Raw genomic sequence first — 19,262 nt, forward strand, 5'->3', positions numbered from 1 at the left:
CATGCGCCAGACCCTGGACATCACCGGCGGCCTCCCGCGTCCTCGCGGCAAGCCCGGAGACTTCACCGCCGACCGCCGCGTATTGATCCTGATCGGCATGGCCCTGCTGGTCGGCAGCCTCGGGGCGGGCGCCGCATGGGTGCTGCTGAAGCTCATCGCGCTCGTCACCAATCTGGTCTGGTTCGGTCATTTCAGCAACGAGAACGTTTCGCTGGCGAATGCTCGTCCCGGGATCTGGATGGTGCTGGCGCCGGCGCTCGGTGGTCTCGTGATCGGGCTGATGGCGCGCTTCGGCTCGGAGAAGATCCGGGGACACGGTATCCCCGAGGCGATCGAGGCGATCCTGATCGGCGGAAGCCGCATGCAGCCGAAGGTCGCGGTCCTGAAGCCGCTGTCCTCGGCGGTGTCGATCGGGAGCGGCGGTCCGTTCGGCGCCGAGGGGCCGATCATCATGACCGGCGGCGCGATCGGGTCGATCTTCGCCCAGTGCTTTCATCTCACCGCCGCCGAGCGCAAGACGCTGCTGGTCGCGGGTGCTGCGGCCGGCATGACGGCGATCTTCGGCACGCCGATCGCGGCCGTCCTGCTCGCGGTCGAACTGCTGCTGTTTGAATGGAAACCGCGCAGCTTCCTGCCCGTGGTGACGGGGGCGTTGGTCTCGGCGGCGTGGCGGCCGTTGCTGTTCGGGACGGGGCCGCTGTTTCCGTTTGCCGAGCGGCCGGATCTGCCGTGGTGGGGGCTGGCGGCAGCGATCGGCGTTGGCATCGTCGCCGGCCTGCAATCCGGGCTGATGACGCGGCTGCTCTACGCGATCGAAGACCTGTTCGACCGTCTGCCGGTGCACTGGATGTGGTGGCCGATGCTTGGCGGCGTGATCGTCGGCCTCGGCGGTCTCGTCGATCCGCGCGCGCTTGGCGTCGGCTACGACGTCATCGCCGATCTCTTGTCCGGCCACATGGCGCGCGATGAGGCGATCCGGCTGCTGCTGGTGAAATCCGCGATCTGGGTGATTGCGCTCGGCTCAGGCACATCGGGCGGCGTGCTGGCGCCGCTGCTGATCCTCGGCGGCACGGCTGGCTGGATGGAGGGGCTGGCGCTGCCCGGTGGCGCGTCATTCTGGGCGTTGGTCGGCATGGCCGCGATGATGGGCGGCACGATGCGCTCGCCGCTGACAGGCGTAATGTTCGCCATCGAGCTGACCGGCAATATCGACATGTTGCTGCCGCTGCTGGCGGCGACCGGCGCAGCGCATGCCGTCACTGTGCTGCTGCTGAAGCGCTCGATCCTGACCGAGAAGATCGCGCGCCGCGGCCAGCATATCACGCGCGAATACGCGATCGATCCGTTCGAGTTGCTACGCGCCGCCGATGTCATGGTCACTGATGTCGACACGCTGCCGGTCGGAATGCCCATCGACGAAGCGGTCGCGTTCTTCACCTCGGACCAGCGCCGTCACAAATCCTATCCCGTCGTCACTGCCGATGGACGGCTGACCGGCATGGTCACGCGCGCCGATGTGCTGCGCTGGCGCACCGAGGGCGATCACCAGGCGGCAACGCTCGACGACGTGGTCTCGGACTCATCGGCCGTGATGGCATATCCCGACGACGTGCTGGGGCGTGTCGCCGACCTCATGGTCGCCTCCGATCTCGGGCGCCTGCCGGTGGTCGAACGCAGCACTCATCGCGTGGTGGGCCTGGTTGCGCGCAAGGATTTGTTGCGAATTCGCGCGGTCGTGAACGCGCAGGAGGAGGACCGCAACGCATATTTCCTGCGCGAAAAGGCGCTTGTGCCGGAGGCGTAGATCGCGGAAGGTCGGGCCTCTAGAACTCCAGCACTGATGGGAATGAACATGACTCGTGTTCGCTGCGTCACCGAGATGGGTATGGGCGTCGATGTCCACGGCAGGGACGCCACCAAGGCGGCCAGGCGCGCGGTGGCGGATGCCATCAGGCATTCGAGCCTTGGCTTCTTCCGGATGATCGGCAAGACTGCGAACGACATGTTCGTCGATGTCACGATCGCGGTGCCCAATCCGGAAGCCGTCGACAAGGAGGCTGTGGCCAAGGAGCTTCCTTACGGCACCGTGACCGTCACCGCCGTCAAGGGCGGGCTGGAGATTCCCTCGGCAACCGAAGTGGCCAACGATCCCATCCTGATCGCCAATGCTGCCGTCATCGTCAGCTTCGACAAGGACTAGGCCGGTGTCCGACAGCGATGAGGCGCTGCTGGATCGTCCGATCTGGAGCGCGCTGACGACCAGCCACAAGCATCTGGCCGAAGGCGGCCCGCGGGCGCTGCGCTATCCCGTCGACATGACGCCGTTCGCCGACATGGCCGACATGTCCGCGGCAAGCTTTGCCGCGCTCGGTGATCTCCTGTCGGGCTCGCAGGTCGCCGCATTATTCACACCGGATCCGGTCGACGTACCCGCCGGTTTCAAGGTCGTGATCGCCGGGCCTTGCGAGCAGATGATCGGCTCGCCCGCGGCCAGTCCGCTCCGCGATGTCGAGATCGTCACGCTGGGGGCCCATGATGTCCCCGCGATGATGGCGCTGACGGAGCTGACGAAGCCCGGTCCGTTCGCGCGGCGGACCCATGAGCTCGGCACGTTCCTCGGCATCCGCGCCGGGGACCAATTGGTCGCGATGACGGGCGAGCGCATGAAGCCGGGTAAGTTCGTGGAGATGACGGCCGTGTGCGTGCATCCCGACTATCGCGGCCGCGGCTATGCGCAGGCGCTGCTTGCGGCCGTCGCCCGCGGGATCGAGGCGCGCGGGGAAATTCCGTTCCTGCACGTGTTTTCCAGCAACGTCTCGGCGATCGCGCTGTACCAGCGGCAGGGCATGCGCATCCGGCGCTGCTTGCACGTCACCGCGTTCATGAAGCAGCAATAGGCGCTGCGGCCTTCATTTCCCGCGAAAGCGCGCTATATCCGTCCGAACCACAATTGGGGGAGACTCATGGACGCCAAGGTTACGGAATTTTCCGCCGCACGGACGGCGATGCAGCGCTACGTCGATCAGGAGATCATTCCGGGCGCATCCTGGGCCGTGCTGCGCGGGGGCGAGGTGGTCGACCAGCAATGCGTCGGCTTTGCCGACCGCGAAGCCAAGACCGCGCTTCGTCCCGACCATATCTTCCGCGCGTTCTCCAACACCAAGATCTTCGTCACTTGCGCGATCATGCTGCTGGTCGAGGAGGGCCGCATCGGGCTCGACGAGCCGATCGAGAAATTCCTGCCGCAGCTCGCTGACCGCAAGGTGCTGAAGCCGGACGCTTCGAGCCTTGCCGATGTCGAGCCGGCGAAGAACCCGATCACGATCCGCCAACTCCTGACCCACACCTCCGGCCTCAGCTATGGCATCTTCGATCCCGGCACGGTGCTGTTCAAAGCCTACAATGAGGCGCGCGTGCTCAATCCGCTGACGCCGCTCGCCGACATGATCGACCAGCTCGCCAGCCTGCCGCTGTCCTATCACCCGGGGACGTCCTGGGAATATTCGGTTGCCACCGACGTGCTCGGCCGTGTCGTGGAGGTCGTCTCCGGCCAGACGCTCGATACCTTCCTCAAGGCGCGCATCTTCGATCCGCTCGGCATGACCGACACCGGCTTCCTCGTTCCGGAAGCGCAGCAGGGCAGGCTGGTTGCGCTCTACAATGGCGCTGATGTGCTCGATCCGATGAAGCCCGGCCTCACGCGGGCTGACAATCTGCCGTTTCCGCAAGCCTATCGGCGGCCGTTCCCGCGGCTCTCGGGCGGTGGTGGTCTGGTCTCGACCTTGCCCGACATGCTCGCGCACTGGTCCGCGCGCTGCTGCCCGGTTCGGATGCACTGCTGAAGCCGGAGACGCTGCGGCAGATGATGACGAACCAGCTCCCGGCAGGGCAGACCATCCGCTTCGCCAATCTCGGTCCGATCCCCGGCAAGGGCTTTGGCCTCGGCGGCGCCGTCACCTTCGCGCCGACGCCGTTCGATCCGCCGAACTCGACCGGGGAATTCCAGTGGGGCGGGCTCGCCGGCACCCATTGGTGGATCTGCCCTGAGGCCAATACCGCGGGGGTCCTGATGGCCCAGCGTTACATGGGCTTCTGGAATCCATACTTCTTCGAGTTCAAACGCCTAGCCTATCAGGCCGCCGGAGGCTGACCCGCGAAAAAATTGCACGCGCCCGCGAATCCTTTTCGGCCGGGGCGTCCTCTTAGTGGTCGAGGCATTTTGCCTCGGCCTAACTCGGAGGATGAGATGGCGTTTTACAGGAAGAACATCGGCGGCCTGCATCAGGCAGTGCGGATCGCCTTGGGCGTCGCGGTGATGGTCGCGGCATTGGTCTATCTGGCGGGTACGACGGCCTGGCTGGTCGCGCTGGGCGGCGCCGGCTTCGCGCTGACCGGCTTCGTCGGCTATTGCCCGATGTGCGCGATGGCGGGGATCGGGCGAGGGAGCGTCTCGTGAGTGCGGCTGCGATCTCGCCAAACCTGTTCGAAGCCGCGCGGCTCGGCGATCCCCACGCGATCGCCTCGCTGCTCGAGACGGCGCAGCCGGATATCCGCCGCTACGCGCGCGCCACCTGTCGTAGCTCGGCGGATGCCGAGGATGCGACGCAGGAGGCGCTGTGGATCCTGTTCCGCCATGTCGGCACGATCCGCTCGCTGCTGGCGTTTTCGGCCTGGCTGTTCAGCGTCGTTCGCCGCGAATGCCTGCGGCTGGCGCGTCGGGCCGGTGTCGTCGCCGCCATCGACGACGGCGAGGCCGAAGCGCTGCTGCTGGCTCGCCCCGAAGCCGATCTGCGGCTCGATGTGGCCGCGGCGTTCGAGGCGCTGCCGCCGCACTACCGCGATGTCGCCCTGATGCGCGACGTCAAGGAAATGACCATCGACGAAATCTCCACCGCGCTCGGCGCGTCCCGGCAGACCGTGAAGGCGCGACTGCACCGCGCCCGCGCCTTGATGCGCGAGTATCTGACGAGATGAGACATAGTGAATACCGGAGGAGGAGAATCGAATGATGCGGGCGGGAGGTGGTGCCTCCCGCCCGCTGCTTGTGTCAGTCCTTCCACGGATCGAATTCGCCTTCGCCGGCCATGGCGACGGCGAATGGCCGCAGAGTGTGCAGCACGCGCACGGTGCCGGCGTGTTGCGCCAGCACGTCCGGCAGGCGGCGATAGGCCATCGGGCTCTCGTCGAGGTCGGCACCGATCAAGGTGACGCCGCGCTCGTTGAGCCAATGGTCCATTTCCGCGCGCGAGAAGCGCCGCTTCGCCTCCTTGCGTCCGAACAGGCGGCCGGCGCCGTGCACGGTCGAATAGAGCGAAGCCTTGGCTTCCGGACTGTCGACGCCTTCGAGAATGACGGCGTCGTCGCCCATCGAGCCGCCGACGAATCCCTTCTGGCCGGGAAACACCGGCGTCGCGCCCTTGCGCACCACCCACAGATCCTTGCCGTCGTGGGTCTCACGCCAGGCATAGTTGTGGTGGTTGTGCACGCTCTCGGTGACGCTGCCGCCGATGATCTGGCGGACGCGCTCGACGACCCACTCGCGGCCCGCATAGGCATAACGCCCGGCGAGCTGCATCGCCGCGATGTAGCGGCGGCCGAGCTCGGAATCCTCGTCGACGACCGCGGGCGGGACGTTCATACCGTCCTTGCCCCTGGCGGCCTTGAGGTAGCGCGTCGCGGAGGTGTGCCCGAGACCGCGGCTTCCGAAGTGGACGCCGATCCAGACAAAGCCTTCCTCGTCGCGCATGAGGTCGACATAGTGGTTGCCCGATCCGACCGTGCCGAGCTGACTCACCGCCTTCTGACGGTAGGCCTCCATGTCGCTTTCGCGCCAGGCATCTGCGTCGTCGAACAGGTCGTGCTCGGCCCGCTCGGCATTGGCGCGGCCCACTCCGAACGAGATCACCGTAGCGACGTCGCGGATGATCGTGGGGACGAGGCCTGCAATGTCGTCGAAGCGCGTGTCGAGCCGGGCGGCCATGTTGCCGCAGCCGATGTCGAAGCCGACGCCGGAGATGCTGATCTGCTTCTCATAGGCGATGACCCCGCCGACCGGCTGGGCGTAGCCGAGATGGCCGTCGGCGCAGATGACGCCGGATACGACGTTGCCGACCGCCATGCAGTTGCGCATCTGCGCGATCGTCGCTTCCTCGTGCGGGCCGAAAATCTTCAGCGGCGCATTCTGGAAGCGGGCGTCCTGCATCCGGAACTCGGCGATCGAGTTCGCGGTCGCATTGGCCTCGCGGGCAAGATGCTCCTTGCGCGCGGCGTCCTTGTACAGGCACCAGGCGGGCTGGCCGCGTCCTTCGCCGACGCGCGAGTCGGGATCGATGCCGGCGGCGAGGCAGAGCTCGCGGGCGCGTTCCATGTAGGGATCGGATCGTCGCATGGTCGTGTGTCCTGCTTTGCATTCCGCACGCACCATAGCCGGGCGGACGGATCATTTCAGAGATTTTGAAAACCCCGGGCGCAGTACCCTGCGTCCGGGGCCGTTGTCGTTGCGCATCAGTTCAACGCCGTTTCCGACGCCGCGATCCACGCGACCACGGCCTCAGAGAAGCCGTTGACGCGGGTCCAGGCGCCGTGACCGACACCGTGCTGATACGAGGCCACGTTCACGATGGTGCCGCGCGCCCTGGGCTCGGGCACCTGGTCGTGGCTCTGCTCGTCGGTGAAGACGATGAGGCGATCGCCCTTGCGGTCGATCTCCGCCACCGCCTTGCCGAGCCAGGTTCCGCTATGCGGCTGCGAGTTGATGATCGCATCTCGAAGCGCGAAGCCGCGGCGGGGAGGGGCCTTCACCACCCTGTCGGAGAAGGTGAAGATCTCGACCTCGTCGCAGATCTCGCGGGCGAGGATGGCCAGGCCACACGCCGCCTCCGCGCGCGTCATTTCCGACTGCGCGGAGAGCGTCGCGAACATCGAGCCCGACACGTCGATCAGGAGCCGGGTGCGGCCCGGGAGCCGCACATGATCCTTGACCGACTTGAGCATCGCAGCCTCGAGCTCGGGCTCGAAGTCCGGCGCATAGCGCGCCGCCGTGATGAAGCGATAGGGAAGGATACGATCCGTCCGCATCGCGTCGATCGCGCCTGCGATGGTCTCGCGCGGGACCTGCGCGTTCTGCATCAGCCGCAGATTGCGCATGAGCGCCAGCCCGCCGAGCTTGCGCTCGGCGATCAACCGCTCGAAGGTCTCGCGCTTGTTCTTGCCGGCCGAGAGCGAAACCTCCCAGGTGTCGGGGGAGGCGAGCTCGCCATCGACGAGCTGCTTCCACACCTTGGCCTGGTCGGCGTCCTTCGGCTTGGCGTGCACCAGGAATAGCACGTCCCTGATCCGCACCGCGCCGTCGCGGTCCCACTTGGCGAGCTGGTACGCGTCGAACTTGGTCAGCGCGCGGGCAAGGCCCTTCTTGACCTGCGCCGAGACCGGCTGACGCTTGCGCTGCTGCTGAGGGCCGAGCGCATCCGCCCAGTAGATCGCAAGCAGCTCCGTCATCTCGTCGGGACGCTGGATCACCCGGTGAAGTGTGTCGGCCACGAGGGCGCGGTGCTTCTCGCTCCGCGCCATCTCCCGGATGACGAGCAGCGGCGCGTGCCGCAGCTTCATCACCTCGCGCGCCTCGATTGCAAGCTGTGCCACGCGCGCCGAAGCAACCTTCGGCACCAGGGCCCTGATGCGATCGGCGATCGCGACGCCGTCCTCGTAGAACTGGTCCTCCCACAGGAGGCAGTTCATCAGCGCGCGCTTCAGCTCCATCTCGGGCGTGAAGCGCACGGCACGGGCGCCCTGACGCGTGAAGGCGCGAACGATCTTGTTGAGCCTGACCATGACGGCCTCCTCTTGGGTTGATGATGGAATGGAAGCGGGTGCCGGGGAACAAGCGGGCTGAACGTGCTCTACCAACTGAGATACGGACTGATGTCCGGGAGGGTTCGAACCTCCGACCGCGAAGTAACAGCGCTCTTCACCACCGGCGGTGGCGACGAAGGGACACGATCCGGGAACAGGCGATTCTGTGACCCAGCGAGCGAAAGCCCGCCGGAAAGCGCTCTGGCCACTGAGCTACCGGTGCATCGTACACCGGGCGGGATTCGAACCCGCGACCTCTCGCGTGATAGGCGAAGTAACAGAAATCTTCACCACGGACCGTGATGGTTTGGCGGGGAACGAGCGATGCTGTTGCTGCCCTTGCGGGCGATCCGCCCCTTGCTCTTGCAGGAGTCGAACCTGCGCGGTCCGAAGTAACAGACATCTTCACCACCGCCAGGCCGACGCTCTCGCGTCGGCCGTTGATGGGTACGCTGGGGAACGGGCGATCTCGGCTTTCAGTGACGACAACACAGGACCCTCCTTGCGAACGGATCCTGCGCCGGGCCGCGTGCGAACCTTTTCCGAGGCCGCATCCCGGTGCGTGTGTCAAAGGCGGGAGGCATACCCGCTTTGCCGTGTGGAGAAGTATCCGAGATCTTCACCACCAGCGTCGGTTGAGCCGCGACGACAGCGGCAAACCGAACTACAAAAATTCTATCGCGGCGCTGTCGACGCGCCGCATGTTGCGAACCATCAGGGTTCGCTCTGCCATCGGTGTCCGGCTCATCGCCTCGTTCCCTCCGGCAGGCCCCGCGCGCTTGGGCACGCGCCTCTCTAGCGCGAGCCCCGAGATCCGGGTCTCTCGTTCCGGCGATTGCCGGGATGTTCGGTTGGGCCGCGCGGCGAGCAATAAAAAACCCTCCGGAGCGGCAGGCTCGGGAGGGTCCGTGAGAAGCGGACTGTCGATCTTGCGGTCAGGCAAGATCGCTCCCATGAGCCGGGCATGCGACGTCGAATAGCTTTGAGCTATTCGGCATGCGGGCAATTCTTTCGTAGCGGTGTGACATCGCTCGGTTCATGGTGTGCTTGTCGCAAACGGAAGTGTTCTGCGAGGGCGCGGGACATACGCCCGCAACTTGCGGATGTCAAGCGACGCGCGCGTGGAAAAATGAAAATGATGGACGGATGACGTGCCAAACTATCTCGGCCTCGACGGATTTCGTTTCGGCTGGGTCGCGGCCTGGATCGACGAGCGCGGCAATCATGGCTTCGACTATTCGCCGGGCCTGACACGTTTGCTTGCGTTGCCGCATGCGCGCGCGATGATCGACATGCCGATCGGATTGAATCCGGCCGGCTGTCGCCTGTGCGACCTGCGTGCGCGCGAGCTGATTGGCCCCGCCGTGTTTCTCGGTGCGCGCCGCGATCTCTGGACATTTCCCGATATGGCGGCGGCCAATCGTCACTACTGGAAGCATGAAGGCAACGGCAGGGGCGTGTCGGCGCAGCTCTGGAATATCAGGGACAAGATCAGGGACGTCGATGAGATCATGACTCCGGCGCGGCAGGCGACGATCGGCGAAGCGCATCCGGAATTGGTGTTCTGGAATCTCGCAGGGCGAGTGCGGCTTGAACCGAAGACGTCGGCGCAAGGCCGCGAGCAGCGCGTCGCGTTGCTGATAGCTCGGGGTTTCACCAAGGTCGAAAGATGGCTGACGCTTCGCCACGGCACCGGCATCGGCCGCGACGATCTCATCGACGCCTGTGCCTGCGCGGTGGCGGCGCGCGACAGCACGCAGCGTGTCGGCGGCGAGGAGATCGATCCACGCGGATTGCGGATGGAGATCAACTACTGACCGGATCAACTCTGCCGATCGCTTGTACCGGCAAGGTGACCACGACCACAATGGCTCGGCTTCAAGGAGCCACCCTCATCGTCCAGCCTTGCTGCTCGCGCTTCGTACACATCGGCCATTGCTCGCAGCCTTCGTGCGGCTTCGCGATGGGCGAGATCGTCCGCGACGCGGCGACAGCGCTGAGCGTGATCGAGCAGGGCGCGCTTCTCAATGTTCATCCCGTCACAACGCGCAAGTTGCTCGATGGTCCCTCGAAACAACGCAACGTCTCGTCTGCGACAACGGGAAAAACCGGCAAAATCTTCCTGCCAAGTTGGAACACGGCATGTCAGCGGGCGTTTAAGCCACAGGAGTTGAGGGACAAATACCATGTACGATGTCTGCCAATGGGCGACCGCGACCCTCGCGATTGCCTTCACGGCTGCGCTGCTGATCACGGGTCAATGGTTCATCCAGTATCGACTGCAGCATGAAGCCATGACGCCGGTCGTCAAGATCGCGACGCTGCCGCTCTAGTCGCTTCAAGGGCGTCAATTGCTAATCCACGCCTTCCCCTGATCTTCCAGATAATCGGCTGGCCTTGCGCCGTTCGCTTGCTCGCCTAGATTAGGCGGCATCTCACCAACGCTGCCGGAGTGCCGATGTCTGATCTGTCCGCCTTTCCCATCACCAAACGCTGGCCGGCCAAGCATCCCGAACTGCTTCAGCTCTATTCGCTGCCGACGCCGAACGGCGTCAAGGTCTCGATCATGCTGGAGGAGATCGGACTTCCCTACGAGGTCCATCTCGTCGATTTCGGCAAGGACGATCAGAAGACGGCTGAATTCCTCTCGCTCAATCCGAACGGCAAGATCCCGGCGATCCTCGATCCCAATGGTCCGGGCGGCAGGCCGCTGCCGCTGTTCGAGTCCGGGGCGATCCTGCAATACCTCGCCGAGAAGACAGGCAAGCTGCTGCCCGAGGATGCCGCGCGCCGCTACCAGACCATCCAGTGGGTGCACTTCCAGATGGGCGGCATCGGACCGATGTTCGGCCAGGTTGGCTTCTTCCATAAATTCGCCGGCAAGGATTTTGAGGACAAGCGGCCCCGTGACCGCTACGTCGCCGAGGCCAAGCGCCTGCTCGGCGTGATGGAGACGCATCTTTCGGGGCGGCAATGGTTCATGGATGACGACTACACCATCGCCGACATCTCGATGCTCGGCTGGGTGCGCAATCTCATCGGCTTCTACGGTGCCGGCGATCTCGTCGAATTCACCCAGTTCAAATCGGTCGGTGCCTGGCTCGAACGCGGCCTCGCGCGTCCGGCGGTGCAGCGCGGGCTGAACATTCCGCCGCGGCCGTAAGATCAGGTTAGCGCCTTGTGGGTCATGTAGAGCGCCATCAGGGAGACGAAGGCGATCATGACCCGGCGCAGTACCGATTTGCTGACGCCATTGGCCAGGCGTGCGCCGAGATCGGTGCCGATCCAGAGGCCGGCCAGAATGCCTGTGATGGCCGGCCAGCCGACCAGCAGGCCCTTGCTCCAGTAGATCCAGGCCGCCGGAAGGTTGGTCGGGAGGATCGAGAAGACGAGGCTGACAAGCTGCGCCTGATGCTGCGGCACGCGCAGGCCTGCAGCAAGGCCGACGGTGATCGCAAGGCCGCCGCCGATGCCCATGAAGCCGGAGGAAAATCCGGCAAGCAGGCCGATGAGCAGCAGCGGTAACCGGGGCAGTTGGTCCTGGTCGCCGGGCTCACGGCCGCCGTCCTTGCGATCGCGACGCAGGATCAGCAGGACGATCAGCGCGACGAGATAGACGACATAAGTCCATTGCAAGACCTGGTCGGAAACCGCCGCCGCGGCGTAGCCGCCACCAGCGCCGCCGACGAGAAATCCGATGCCGATCCAGATAATCCACGGCAAGGGGCTGCGATTGCCGCTCTGCCAATAGCGGCGCGCGCCGGCAAGGCCCGTCGGCGGACCTGTGTGATCAGTGACGTCCCTTGTGCGACGTGCTGTTCCGCGCCGAGCAGCAGCACGCTGAAGATCACGAGCCCGCCCCCCGGGCTCGTCCCCGTGAAGCCTGATGCCAGGCCGCTGATCAGGCCGACGCCGGCGCCAGCAAGCAGGTCGTGGATCCCTGACATCGCTTACGTCCTGCTTCGCCGCTTGATGTCGGGCCTGGTCGTGCGAAAGCCGTCGATCACCCCGGCCACGGCCGCCATGCAGGCCTCGACGTCGAATGCGTCGCCCCAGCATTTTTGCAGCACAAATCCCTGGAAGATCGCGATCAGCACGCGTGCGATCGCTTCCGCACCGAGGTCGCGCCTGAGGAGGCCGTCATGCTGGCCGCGCTCGACCAACGCGACGATCAGAGCGCGCGGCATGTCGATGCCCTCGACGGCGCTGGTGCGGACGCGGCGGTTGCGCAGGGCTTCGGCCCAGCCGTGGATGCCGACACGGCGGCGCGCTTCCCCGGCGGGGTCGGTCAGCCATTGCGCGTAAACGCGGATCAGCGCGTGAAGCCCTTCGATCGGATCGCCGGATCCTTGCGCGACCGAATTGAGCACGGCTTCGCGGCGATGCCGGTCGTCGGCGAGCGCCTCGATCAGATCGTCCTTGCTCTGGAAGTAGAGATAGACCGCGCCGTGGCTCAGTCCGGACCGTTTCACGATGTCGGCCATGCCGGTCTGGTGAAAACCGTCTTCAGAGAAGCAGGCGAGGGCAGCTTCGAGAATTTGCTGCCGTCGACTTTCGCGCTGCTTGTCGCTGATCTTGGGCATCTCGCCGTCCTTAAATAACTGACAGGTCGATCGTTTTATCCTCGATCCATATTGGGCCGAGAACAAGCCGATGATGATAAAAAACGATCAGTCAGTCATTTTTATTGTAGAAGAGGATTTTGGTCAAGTCTGGCCGGTCTCGGGCCGGGAAGGAGGAGATGAAGTCCGTTGCGAATGCGTCGACAGAAGCGACGCTGCACTCGATCGCGCGCGGCTAGAACAGCCGTCCGCCGTTCGGCACTGGCCTGCTCGGCTGCACCAGCACGACCTTGCCGTCGGCATCGGGGAAGCCGAGCGTCAGCACCTCCGAGATGACGGGTCCGATCTGGCGCGGCGGGAAATTGACGACGGCCGCGACCTGTTGTCCCACCAAAGTCTCGAGCGGATGGTTTTCGGTGATCTGGGCCGAGCTCTTGCGCACGCCGATCACCGGGCCAAAGTCGATCCACAGTCGAAAGGCCGGCTTGCGCGCTTCCGGAAACGGTTTTGCCTCGACGATGGTCCCGACACGGATATCGACCGCGAGGAAGCTGTTGAAGTCGATGGTCGGCGTGGCGGTGGCTGCGGGATCGTGAGTGACGTGCATAAAGTGTCCGTTCGGAGAGTTGGCTTCGTTCGCAATATTGTCGCGCGAAGCGGAGTTTCGTACAACGCCGCGAACATCACGATACGGCATGCGCGAGGAACATCTTGCCCAACACCATCTACGGCATCAAGAACTGCGACACCATGAAGAAGGCGCGCGCCTGGCTCGATACCCATGGCGTCGCGTATGAATTCCACGACTACAAGGCGGCGGGCGTCGAGAAGGACAAGCTCAAGCAGTGGAGCGACAAGGTCGGCTGGGAGACGCTGCTCAATCGCGCCGGCACGACCTTCAAGAAGCTGCCCGATTCCGACAAGGAAGGCTTGAGTGAGACGAAGGCGCTGGCGCTGATGCTAGCGCAACCATCGATGATCAAGCGGCCGGTGCTGGAAATCGGCGGCAAGCTGCTGGTCGGCTTCAAGCCGGACATCTATGCCAAGGAAGTCGGCGCCAAGACGCGTTAGAGATTAGTTCAGCTCGATGATCTCGTTGGTGACGCCGGGAGCCGGCTGGTCCGCGAATTCGACCACGTCGGCCGTCGCGATGCGGCCAGGCGCGCGATGGAAGAGATCGCGATCGATCACGGCACGCAGTTTCGGGCGCGGCAGCGCGTCATTTCCGCGCATCAGATTCTTGATCTCGAAGCCGCCGTCCTCGCAGAAGGTCTTGACCGAGGCGATGACGTGGCAGACTTGGCCGCCGGTCTGGAAAGGCAGCAGCAGCCGTTCATACGCGACGATGCGTCCGTAGATGTCGTCGACATAGGCAACGCTGTAGACGGGCAGCCCGCGTGCCACGCATTCATAGTAAACCGGCATCACGAAGGGGGCGAGCCGCGGCCCGAGATAATCGTCGAGCAGAACACCCTTGCCGGTATGCCCATAAGCACGGGAGATGCGCGTGCCTTCGCTCTGGATGGTGAGGCGTGGCGCCGGCGTCGAAGCGTCCACCGTATAATAGATGAGATCGGACAGCTCTTCCTCGAGCCGCGCAGGCTGATATTCCCAAACCGCCGGCGCGATCTGCTGGCTCGCGTAAAGTCGCAGCCACGTGTTCAGGAGATCACGCTGCCTGATCGACTTGACGACGGACGGAGCGGCGCTTGCGAAATCCAAAACGATAATCCCGGAACGTCAAAACCCGCACATGATGCGGCGTGCGGGAAAATTTTCTATGAAGGCTGGCGTGCCGGACGAAAGACCGTTAACGACGGCTTGATGACCGGTGCCTTGCGAACCGGGAGGCCGGGCAGGCACGACATCAAAACATCTCCGACTAAGGGAGCATTTGTATCCCAGCCGGAGACCTGATCTGCTCAGCTTTCCGCCTTGCCTAACCCCCGTCACCTCCGGCATATTCCGCGCCCGGAGGCGGCGTTCCGGATGGGCTCCAAGGATAGGCTCCAAGGCCCCCGGAAAGCCGAAGCAACAAGGATAGCCACGCGGCTCGCGCGGGCAGGGGGAAATCTGTTTGGCCGATGAGTTTATTCTCGAAACGGAAGGCTTGACCAAGGAGTTCGCGGGCTTCTTCGCCGTCCGCGACGTTGCGCTCAAGGTTCGCCGTGGGAGCATTCATGCGTTGATCGGCCCGAACGGGGCCGGCAAGACGACCTGCTTCAATCTTCTGACCAAGTTCCTGAAACCGTCCGCCGGAAAAATCCTCTACAAGGGCCAGGACATCACCGCGATGGCGCCGGCCGACGTGGCCCGCATGGGGCTGGTTCGCTCGTTCCAGATTTCGGCGGTGTTTCCGCATCTCACGGCGCTGGAAAACGTCCGTGTCGCGCTTCAGCGCCAGCACGGCTCTTCGTTCGATTTCTGGCGCTCCAAGTCGGTGCTCAACCGCTTCAACGACCGCGCGCGCGAATTGTTGAACGATGTCGGCCTGAACGAGTTTGCCAACACACCCGCGGTCGAGATGCCCTATGGACGCAAGCGTGCACTGGAGATCGCAACCACGCTCGCGCTCGACCCGGAGATGATGCTGCTGGACGAGCCGATGGCGGGCATGGGCCACGAGGACATCGACAAGATCGCGGCGCTGATCAAGCGCATCTCGGCGAAATACACCATCCTGATGGTGGAGCATAATTTAAGCGTCGTGGCCAACCTGTCCGACATCATCACCGTGCTGACGCGCGGCCAGGTGCTCGCGCAGGGCCATTACTCGGAGCTCACCAAGGACGAGCGCGTCAAGGAAGCCTATCTGGGAGCCGGTCATGCCTGACACTGCGATCGCCGAGGCTCCGGCCAAGGCTGCGACCGGCGGAAACATCCTTCAAATCCGCAACCTGGAAGCCTGGTACGGCGAGTCTCACATCCTGCACGGGATCAACTTCGACGTGAACGCGGGCGAGGTCGTCACCCTGCTCGGGCGTAACGGCGCCGGCAAGACGACCACGCTGAAGTCGATCATGGGCATCATCGGCAAGCGTACCGGCTCGGTGAAGTTCAACAACCAGGAGATCATCCGCGCGACCTCCGACAAGATCGCGCGCATGGGCATCGCATTCTGCCCGGAAGAGCGGGGCATATTCTCCAGTCTCGACGTGCGGGAGAATTTGATGCTGCCGCCGGTGGTCCGCGAAGGCGGGCTGCCGCTCGATCAGATCTTCGAGCTGTTTCCGAACCTGAAGGAGCGGCTCAACAGCCAGGGCACCAAGCTGTCCGGTGGCGAGCAGCAGATGCTCGCGATCGCGCGCATCCTGCGCACCGGTGCGAGCTTCCTGATGCTGGACGAGCCGACCGAGGGCCTTGCGCCGGTCATCATCCAGCAGATCGGCCACACCATTGCGCGGCTCAAGAAGGAGGGTTTCACGATCCTCCTGGTCGAGCAGAATTTCCGCTTCGCATCCACCGTCGCCGACCGTTACTACGTGGTCGAGCACGGCAAGATCATTGACGGATTTTCCAATGCGGATCTTGCCGCCAACATGGACAAGCTCCACACCTATCTCGGTGTGTAGCCGAGCAGACCGGACGTGCAAGAGTAACTATCAAAGGAATATTGGGAGGCGGATTATGAAGCACAGCATTTCGGCAATGTTGCTCGGGACGGCCCTGGCGCTCGGCGCGGCAGGTGGCGCAGTCGCGCAGGACAAGAACATCAAGATCGGCGTGCTGACCGACAATTCGGGACTCTATGCCGATCTCGGTGGCTCTGGCTCGACCGTCGCCGCACAGATGGCGATCGAGGATTCCGGGCTCGCTGCCAAGGGCTGGAAGCTCGACCTGATCTCCGCCGACCATCAGAACAAGCCCGACATCGGCTCCACGATTGCTCGGCAATGGATCGACGTCGAGAAGGTCGACATCTTCATGGATGTCCTGAACTCCGGCGTCGCGCTCGCGGTCAACAATGTCGTCAAGGAGAAGAATTCGATCCTGATCGACACGGGTGCGGCGACGTCGGATCTCACCAACGCGCAATGCTCACCGAACACGATCCACTGGGTCTATGATACCTATATGCTGGCCAACAGTACCGGGCAGGCGCTGGTGAAGGCGGGCGGCGACACATGGTATTTTCTCACCGCGGACTACGCCTTTGGCCATGCCCTCGAGCGCGACACCGCCGCGGTCGTGGTGAAGTCGGGCGGCAAGGTGATCGGCAATGTCAAGCATCCCCTGAATACTGCCGACTTCTCGTCGTTCCTGCTTCAGGCGCAGGCCTCCAAAGCCAAGATCATCGGCATGGCGAATGCCGGCGGCGACACCACCAACACCATCAAGCAGGCGGCGGAGTTCGGCATCGTCTCGGGCGGCCAGAAGCTTGCGGGCCTGCTGCTCTTCATCACCGACGTGCACTCGCTCGGTCTGAAGGTGGCGCAGGGCCTGAACTTCACCGAGACCTTCTATTGGGACATGAACGACGGTACGCGCGCGTTCTCCAAGCGCTTTTCCGAGCGCATGAAGAACAAGGCGATGCCCTCGATGGTGCAGGCCGGCGTCTACTCGGGTCTGCTGCACTATTTCAAGGCGCTGGAGGCGATGGGCGGCAATCCGCATGATGGGGCCAAGGTGGTCGCCAAGATGAAGGAGATGCCGACGGACGATCCGCTGTTCGGCAAGGGAACGATCCGCGAGGACGGTCGCAAGCTGCATCCCGCCTATCTGTTCGAGGTCAAGAAGCCCGAGGAATCCAAAGGGCCCTGGGACTATTACAAGCTGATCGGCACGACGGCCGCGGATCAGGCGTTCCGGCCGCTGTCCGAGAGCGTCTGTCCGCTCGTGAAGAAGTAAGTGTGACGATGCAAGCCGGCGCAACGGCGCCGGCTTGCTCTTGGGGAACGACGAGAAGGGACCGGGTGCGGGATCGATGCAGGCTCTATACGCTCAGCTACTGGTGGGACTGATCAACGGCTCGTTCTACGCGCTGCTCAGTCTCGGGCTTGCCGTGATTTTCGGCATGCTCAACATCATCAATTTCGCCCATGGCGCGCTCTACATGATGGGCGCCTTCGTTGCCTATTTCCTGTTGAGCCTCGGTGGCATCAACTACTGGTGGGCACTGCTGATCGCACCCGTGATCGTCGGCATCTTCGGCATGATCCTGGAAAGGACCATGCTGCAATGGCTGACCGGGCTCGACCATCTCTACGGCCTGCTCCTGACCTTCGGCATCGCGCTGATCGTGCAGGGCGTGTTCCAGAATTATTTCGGCTCCTCCGGTCTGCCTTACGCCATTCCGGACCAGCTCAAGGGCGGCATGAATCTGGGCTTCATGTTCTTGCCGATCTATCGCGGCTGGGTGGTCGTGTTCTCGCTGGTCGTGTGTCTGGCGACATGGTTCCTGATCGAGAAGACCCAGCTCGGCGCTTACCTGCGCGCCGCCACCGAAAATCCGACGCTGGTGCGCGCCTTCGGTATCAACGTGCCGCGCATGATCACGCTGACCTATGGTCTCGGCGTCGGCCTTGCCGCGCTCGCGGGCGTGCTGTCGGCGCCGATCAACCAGGTGCGACCGCTGATGGGCGCCGACCTGATTATCGTGGTGTTCGCGGTGGTCGTGATCGGCGGCATGGGTTCGATCATGGGCTCCATCATCACCGGCTTCGCGCTCGGCGTGATCGAGGGTCTGACCAAGTATTTCTATCCCGAGGCCTCCAACACCGTCGTGTTCGTGCTGATGGTGCTGGTGCTCTTGGTGAAGCCAACGGGATTGACGGGAAGGGCGGCCTGATATGACAACCCTGACGGACGACACGCTGCCGGTGACCCCTCGCGCGATGCGCGACGAGATGATCGCTTTCGTAGTGATGGCGCTGCTGCTGGCGTCGGTACCATTCACGGGCGTCTACCCGTTCTTCGTGATGCAGGCGCTGTGCTTTGCGCTGCTCGCCTGCGCCTTCAATCTGCTGGTCGGCTATGGCGGCCTGCTGTCGTTCGGCCACGCCATGTTCCTGGGGACCGCCGGCTATTGCTGCGCGCATGCGCTGAAAGTGTGGGCGTTGCCGCCTGAGCTCGGCATCCTCGTCGGCATCGCCGCGGCTTTCGTGCTCTCGATCATCACCGGCTACATCTCGATCCGCCGCCAGGGCATCTATTTCTCGATGATCACCCTGGCTCTGTCACAACTCCTGTACTTCATCTACCTCCAGGCCCCGTTCACCCACGGTGAGGACGGCATCCAGGGCATCCCGCAGGGACGCATGTTCGGCGTCTTCGACCTCTCCAAGCCGACGGTGCTCTATTACGTCGTGCTGGTCGGGTTTCTTGCCGGTTTCCTGTTGATCTACCGCATCATCAACTCGCCGTTCGGCGAGGTGCTGAAGTCGATCCGGGAGAACGAGCAGCGCGCGATTTCGCTCGGCTACCGCACCGACCAGTACAAGTTCCTGGCCTTCGTGCTGTCGGGAACGCTGGCCGGTTTTGCCGGTGCGCTGAAGGTCTTTGTGGCGCAGAACGCCTCGCTCACCGACGTCCATTGGTCGATGTCGGGCGAGGTCGTGCTGATGACGCTGGTTGGCGGCCTCGGAACCATCTTCGGCCCCGTGGTCGGTGCCTTCGCGATCATCGCCATGCAGCAATATCTCGCCGGCTTCGGCCAATGGGTGACGGTGATCCAGGGCTCGATCTTCGTGGTCTGCGTGCTCACCTTCCGCCGCGGCGTCATCGGCGAAATCGCGCATTACTTCCGGAGATCGCTCTAACTGGTTGATTTGAAATCGGTTTGCCGGCCGCTTGAAAGCGGTGGATGATCCGGCTCCGCGGGCGTGAGATCACACGCGCGCGGATCGAAAA

The 19,262-nt window shown here is 63.9% G+C and carries 19 protein-coding genes and 2 pseudogenes; 15 read left to right on the plus strand and 6 right to left on the minus strand.

Annotated features, from left to right (window positions below; translation table 11 throughout):
* The first annotated feature begins 1 nt into the window (after window position 1).
* The 6 genes and pseudogenes from GGD66_RS01365 (at window position 2) to GGD66_RS01390 (ending at window position 4,974) form a co-directional block, all read left to right on the plus strand.
* Entirely contained in the window at window positions 2–1,804 is a 1,803-nt protein-coding gene (locus tag GGD66_RS01365; RefSeq protein WP_183256689.1) for a chloride channel protein, read from the plus strand.
* A 48-nt stretch (window positions 1,805–1,852) separates the two neighbouring features.
* Window positions 1,853–2,200, plus strand: a complete 348-nt coding sequence (locus GGD66_RS01370) for a Lin0512 family protein (RefSeq protein ID WP_092253069.1) — start codon at window positions 1,853–1,855, stop codon at window positions 2,198–2,200.
* Window positions 2,201–2,204: 4 nt separating this feature from the next.
* A complete protein-coding gene (locus GGD66_RS01375; protein WP_183256690.1) occupies window positions 2,205–2,897 on the plus strand; it encodes a GNAT family N-acetyltransferase in 693 nt (230 codons plus the stop codon).
* 66 nt (window positions 2,898–2,963) lie between these two features.
* Window positions 2,964–4,150: pseudogene (locus GGD66_RS01380) on the plus strand (serine hydrolase domain-containing protein).
* Window positions 4,151–4,246: 96 nt separating this feature from the next.
* Window positions 4,247–4,456 carry a DUF2892 domain-containing protein gene (locus GGD66_RS01385; RefSeq protein ID WP_183256691.1) on the plus strand — a complete coding sequence of 70 codons (210 nt, stop codon included), beginning with the start codon at window positions 4,247–4,249 and terminating at the stop codon, window positions 4,454–4,456.
* The gene (locus GGD66_RS01390; protein WP_092252748.1) at window positions 4,453–4,974 is read left to right on the plus strand and encodes an RNA polymerase sigma factor; all 522 of its coding nucleotides are present in this window, start codon (window positions 4,453–4,455) and stop codon (window positions 4,972–4,974) included. Before GGD66_RS01385 ends, GGD66_RS01390 begins: the two co-directional genes overlap by 4 nt.
* A 73-nt stretch (window positions 4,975–5,047) precedes the next feature.
* On the opposite strand, the gene GGD66_RS01395 is transcribed toward GGD66_RS01390, so the two are convergent.
* Both GGD66_RS01395 and GGD66_RS01400 read right to left on the minus strand, forming a co-directional pair.
* The gene (locus GGD66_RS01395; RefSeq protein ID WP_183256692.1) at window positions 5,048–6,388 is read right to left on the minus strand and encodes an RtcB family protein; all 1,341 of its coding nucleotides are present in this window, start codon (window positions 6,386–6,388) and stop codon (window positions 5,048–5,050) included.
* Window positions 6,389–6,504: 116 nt separating this feature from the next.
* A complete protein-coding gene (locus GGD66_RS01400) occupies window positions 6,505–7,830 on the minus strand; it encodes a TROVE domain-containing protein (RefSeq protein WP_183256693.1) in 1,326 nt (441 codons plus the stop codon).
* Between the two features lie 1,172 nt (window positions 7,831–9,002).
* Here GGD66_RS01400 and GGD66_RS01405 point away from each other — a divergent pair.
* From GGD66_RS01405 to GGD66_RS01415, 3 genes are all read left to right on the plus strand, one after another.
* Window positions 9,003–9,668, plus strand: coding sequence for a DUF429 domain-containing protein (locus GGD66_RS01405; RefSeq protein ID WP_183256694.1), 666 nt, complete (start codon window positions 9,003–9,005; stop codon window positions 9,666–9,668).
* Window positions 9,669–10,037: 369 nt separating this feature from the next.
* A complete protein-coding gene (locus GGD66_RS01410; RefSeq protein ID WP_183256695.1) occupies window positions 10,038–10,184 on the plus strand; it encodes a hypothetical protein in 147 nt (48 codons plus the stop codon).
* 125 nt (window positions 10,185–10,309) lie between these two features.
* Window positions 10,310–11,014, plus strand: coding sequence for a glutathione S-transferase family protein (locus GGD66_RS01415; RefSeq protein WP_018317625.1), 705 nt, complete (start codon window positions 10,310–10,312; stop codon window positions 11,012–11,014).
* Window positions 11,015–11,016: 2 nt separating this feature from the next.
* Here GGD66_RS01415 and GGD66_RS01420 read toward each other — a convergent pair.
* The 3 genes and pseudogenes from GGD66_RS01420 to GGD66_RS01430 form a co-directional block, all read right to left on the minus strand.
* A pseudogene (locus GGD66_RS01420) lies at window positions 11,017–11,798 on the minus strand (sulfite exporter TauE/SafE family protein).
* 3 nt (window positions 11,799–11,801) lie between these two features.
* Window positions 11,802–12,434, minus strand: coding sequence for a TetR/AcrR family transcriptional regulator (locus tag GGD66_RS01425; protein ID WP_183256696.1), 633 nt, complete (start codon window positions 12,432–12,434; stop codon window positions 11,802–11,804).
* Between the two features lie 214 nt (window positions 12,435–12,648).
* A complete protein-coding gene (locus GGD66_RS01430) occupies window positions 12,649–13,020 on the minus strand; it encodes a tRNA-binding protein (RefSeq protein ID WP_183237186.1) in 372 nt (123 codons plus the stop codon).
* A gap of 104 nt (window positions 13,021–13,124) precedes the next feature.
* Here GGD66_RS01430 and GGD66_RS01435 point away from each other — a divergent pair, with 104 nt between their 5' ends.
* Window positions 13,125–13,484, plus strand: coding sequence for an ArsC family reductase (locus GGD66_RS01435; protein WP_018317620.1), 360 nt, complete (start codon window positions 13,125–13,127; stop codon window positions 13,482–13,484).
* 3 nt (window positions 13,485–13,487) lie between these two features.
* Here GGD66_RS01435 and GGD66_RS01440 read toward each other — a convergent pair whose 3' ends face one another.
* Window positions 13,488–14,135, minus strand: coding sequence for a hypothetical protein (locus tag GGD66_RS01440; RefSeq protein ID WP_183256697.1), 648 nt, complete (start codon window positions 14,133–14,135; stop codon window positions 13,488–13,490).
* 355 nt (window positions 14,136–14,490) lie between these two features.
* Here GGD66_RS01440 and GGD66_RS01445 point away from each other — a divergent pair, with 355 nt between their 5' ends.
* The 5 genes from GGD66_RS01445 (at window position 14,491) to GGD66_RS01465 (ending at window position 19,171) form a co-directional block, all read left to right on the plus strand.
* Window positions 14,491–15,246, plus strand: coding sequence for an ABC transporter ATP-binding protein (locus tag GGD66_RS01445; protein ID WP_018317619.1), 756 nt, complete (start codon window positions 14,491–14,493; stop codon window positions 15,244–15,246).
* On the plus strand, window positions 15,239–15,985 hold the full coding sequence (locus GGD66_RS01450; protein WP_018317618.1) for an ABC transporter ATP-binding protein: 747 nt from the start codon (window positions 15,239–15,241) through the stop codon (window positions 15,983–15,985). The genes GGD66_RS01445 and GGD66_RS01450 overlap by 8 nt, the downstream gene beginning before the upstream one ends.
* Before the next feature lie 55 nt (window positions 15,986–16,040).
* The gene (locus tag GGD66_RS01455; RefSeq protein WP_092252766.1) at window positions 16,041–17,261 is read left to right on the plus strand and encodes an ABC transporter substrate-binding protein; all 1,221 of its coding nucleotides are present in this window, start codon (window positions 16,041–16,043) and stop codon (window positions 17,259–17,261) included.
* A 76-nt stretch (window positions 17,262–17,337) separates the two neighbouring features.
* Window positions 17,338–18,201, plus strand: coding sequence for a branched-chain amino acid ABC transporter permease (locus GGD66_RS01460; protein ID WP_018317616.1), 864 nt, complete (start codon window positions 17,338–17,340; stop codon window positions 18,199–18,201).
* Between the two features lies 1 nt (window position 18,202).
* Window positions 18,203–19,171, plus strand: coding sequence for a branched-chain amino acid ABC transporter permease (locus GGD66_RS01465; protein ID WP_092252768.1), 969 nt, complete (start codon window positions 18,203–18,205; stop codon window positions 19,169–19,171).
* Window positions 19,172–19,262 lie beyond the last annotated feature (91 nt).

The organism is Bradyrhizobium sp. CIR48 (assembly GCF_014198315.1).
In the GTDB taxonomy this organism is placed as follows: domain Bacteria; phylum Pseudomonadota; class Alphaproteobacteria; order Rhizobiales; family Xanthobacteraceae; genus Bradyrhizobium.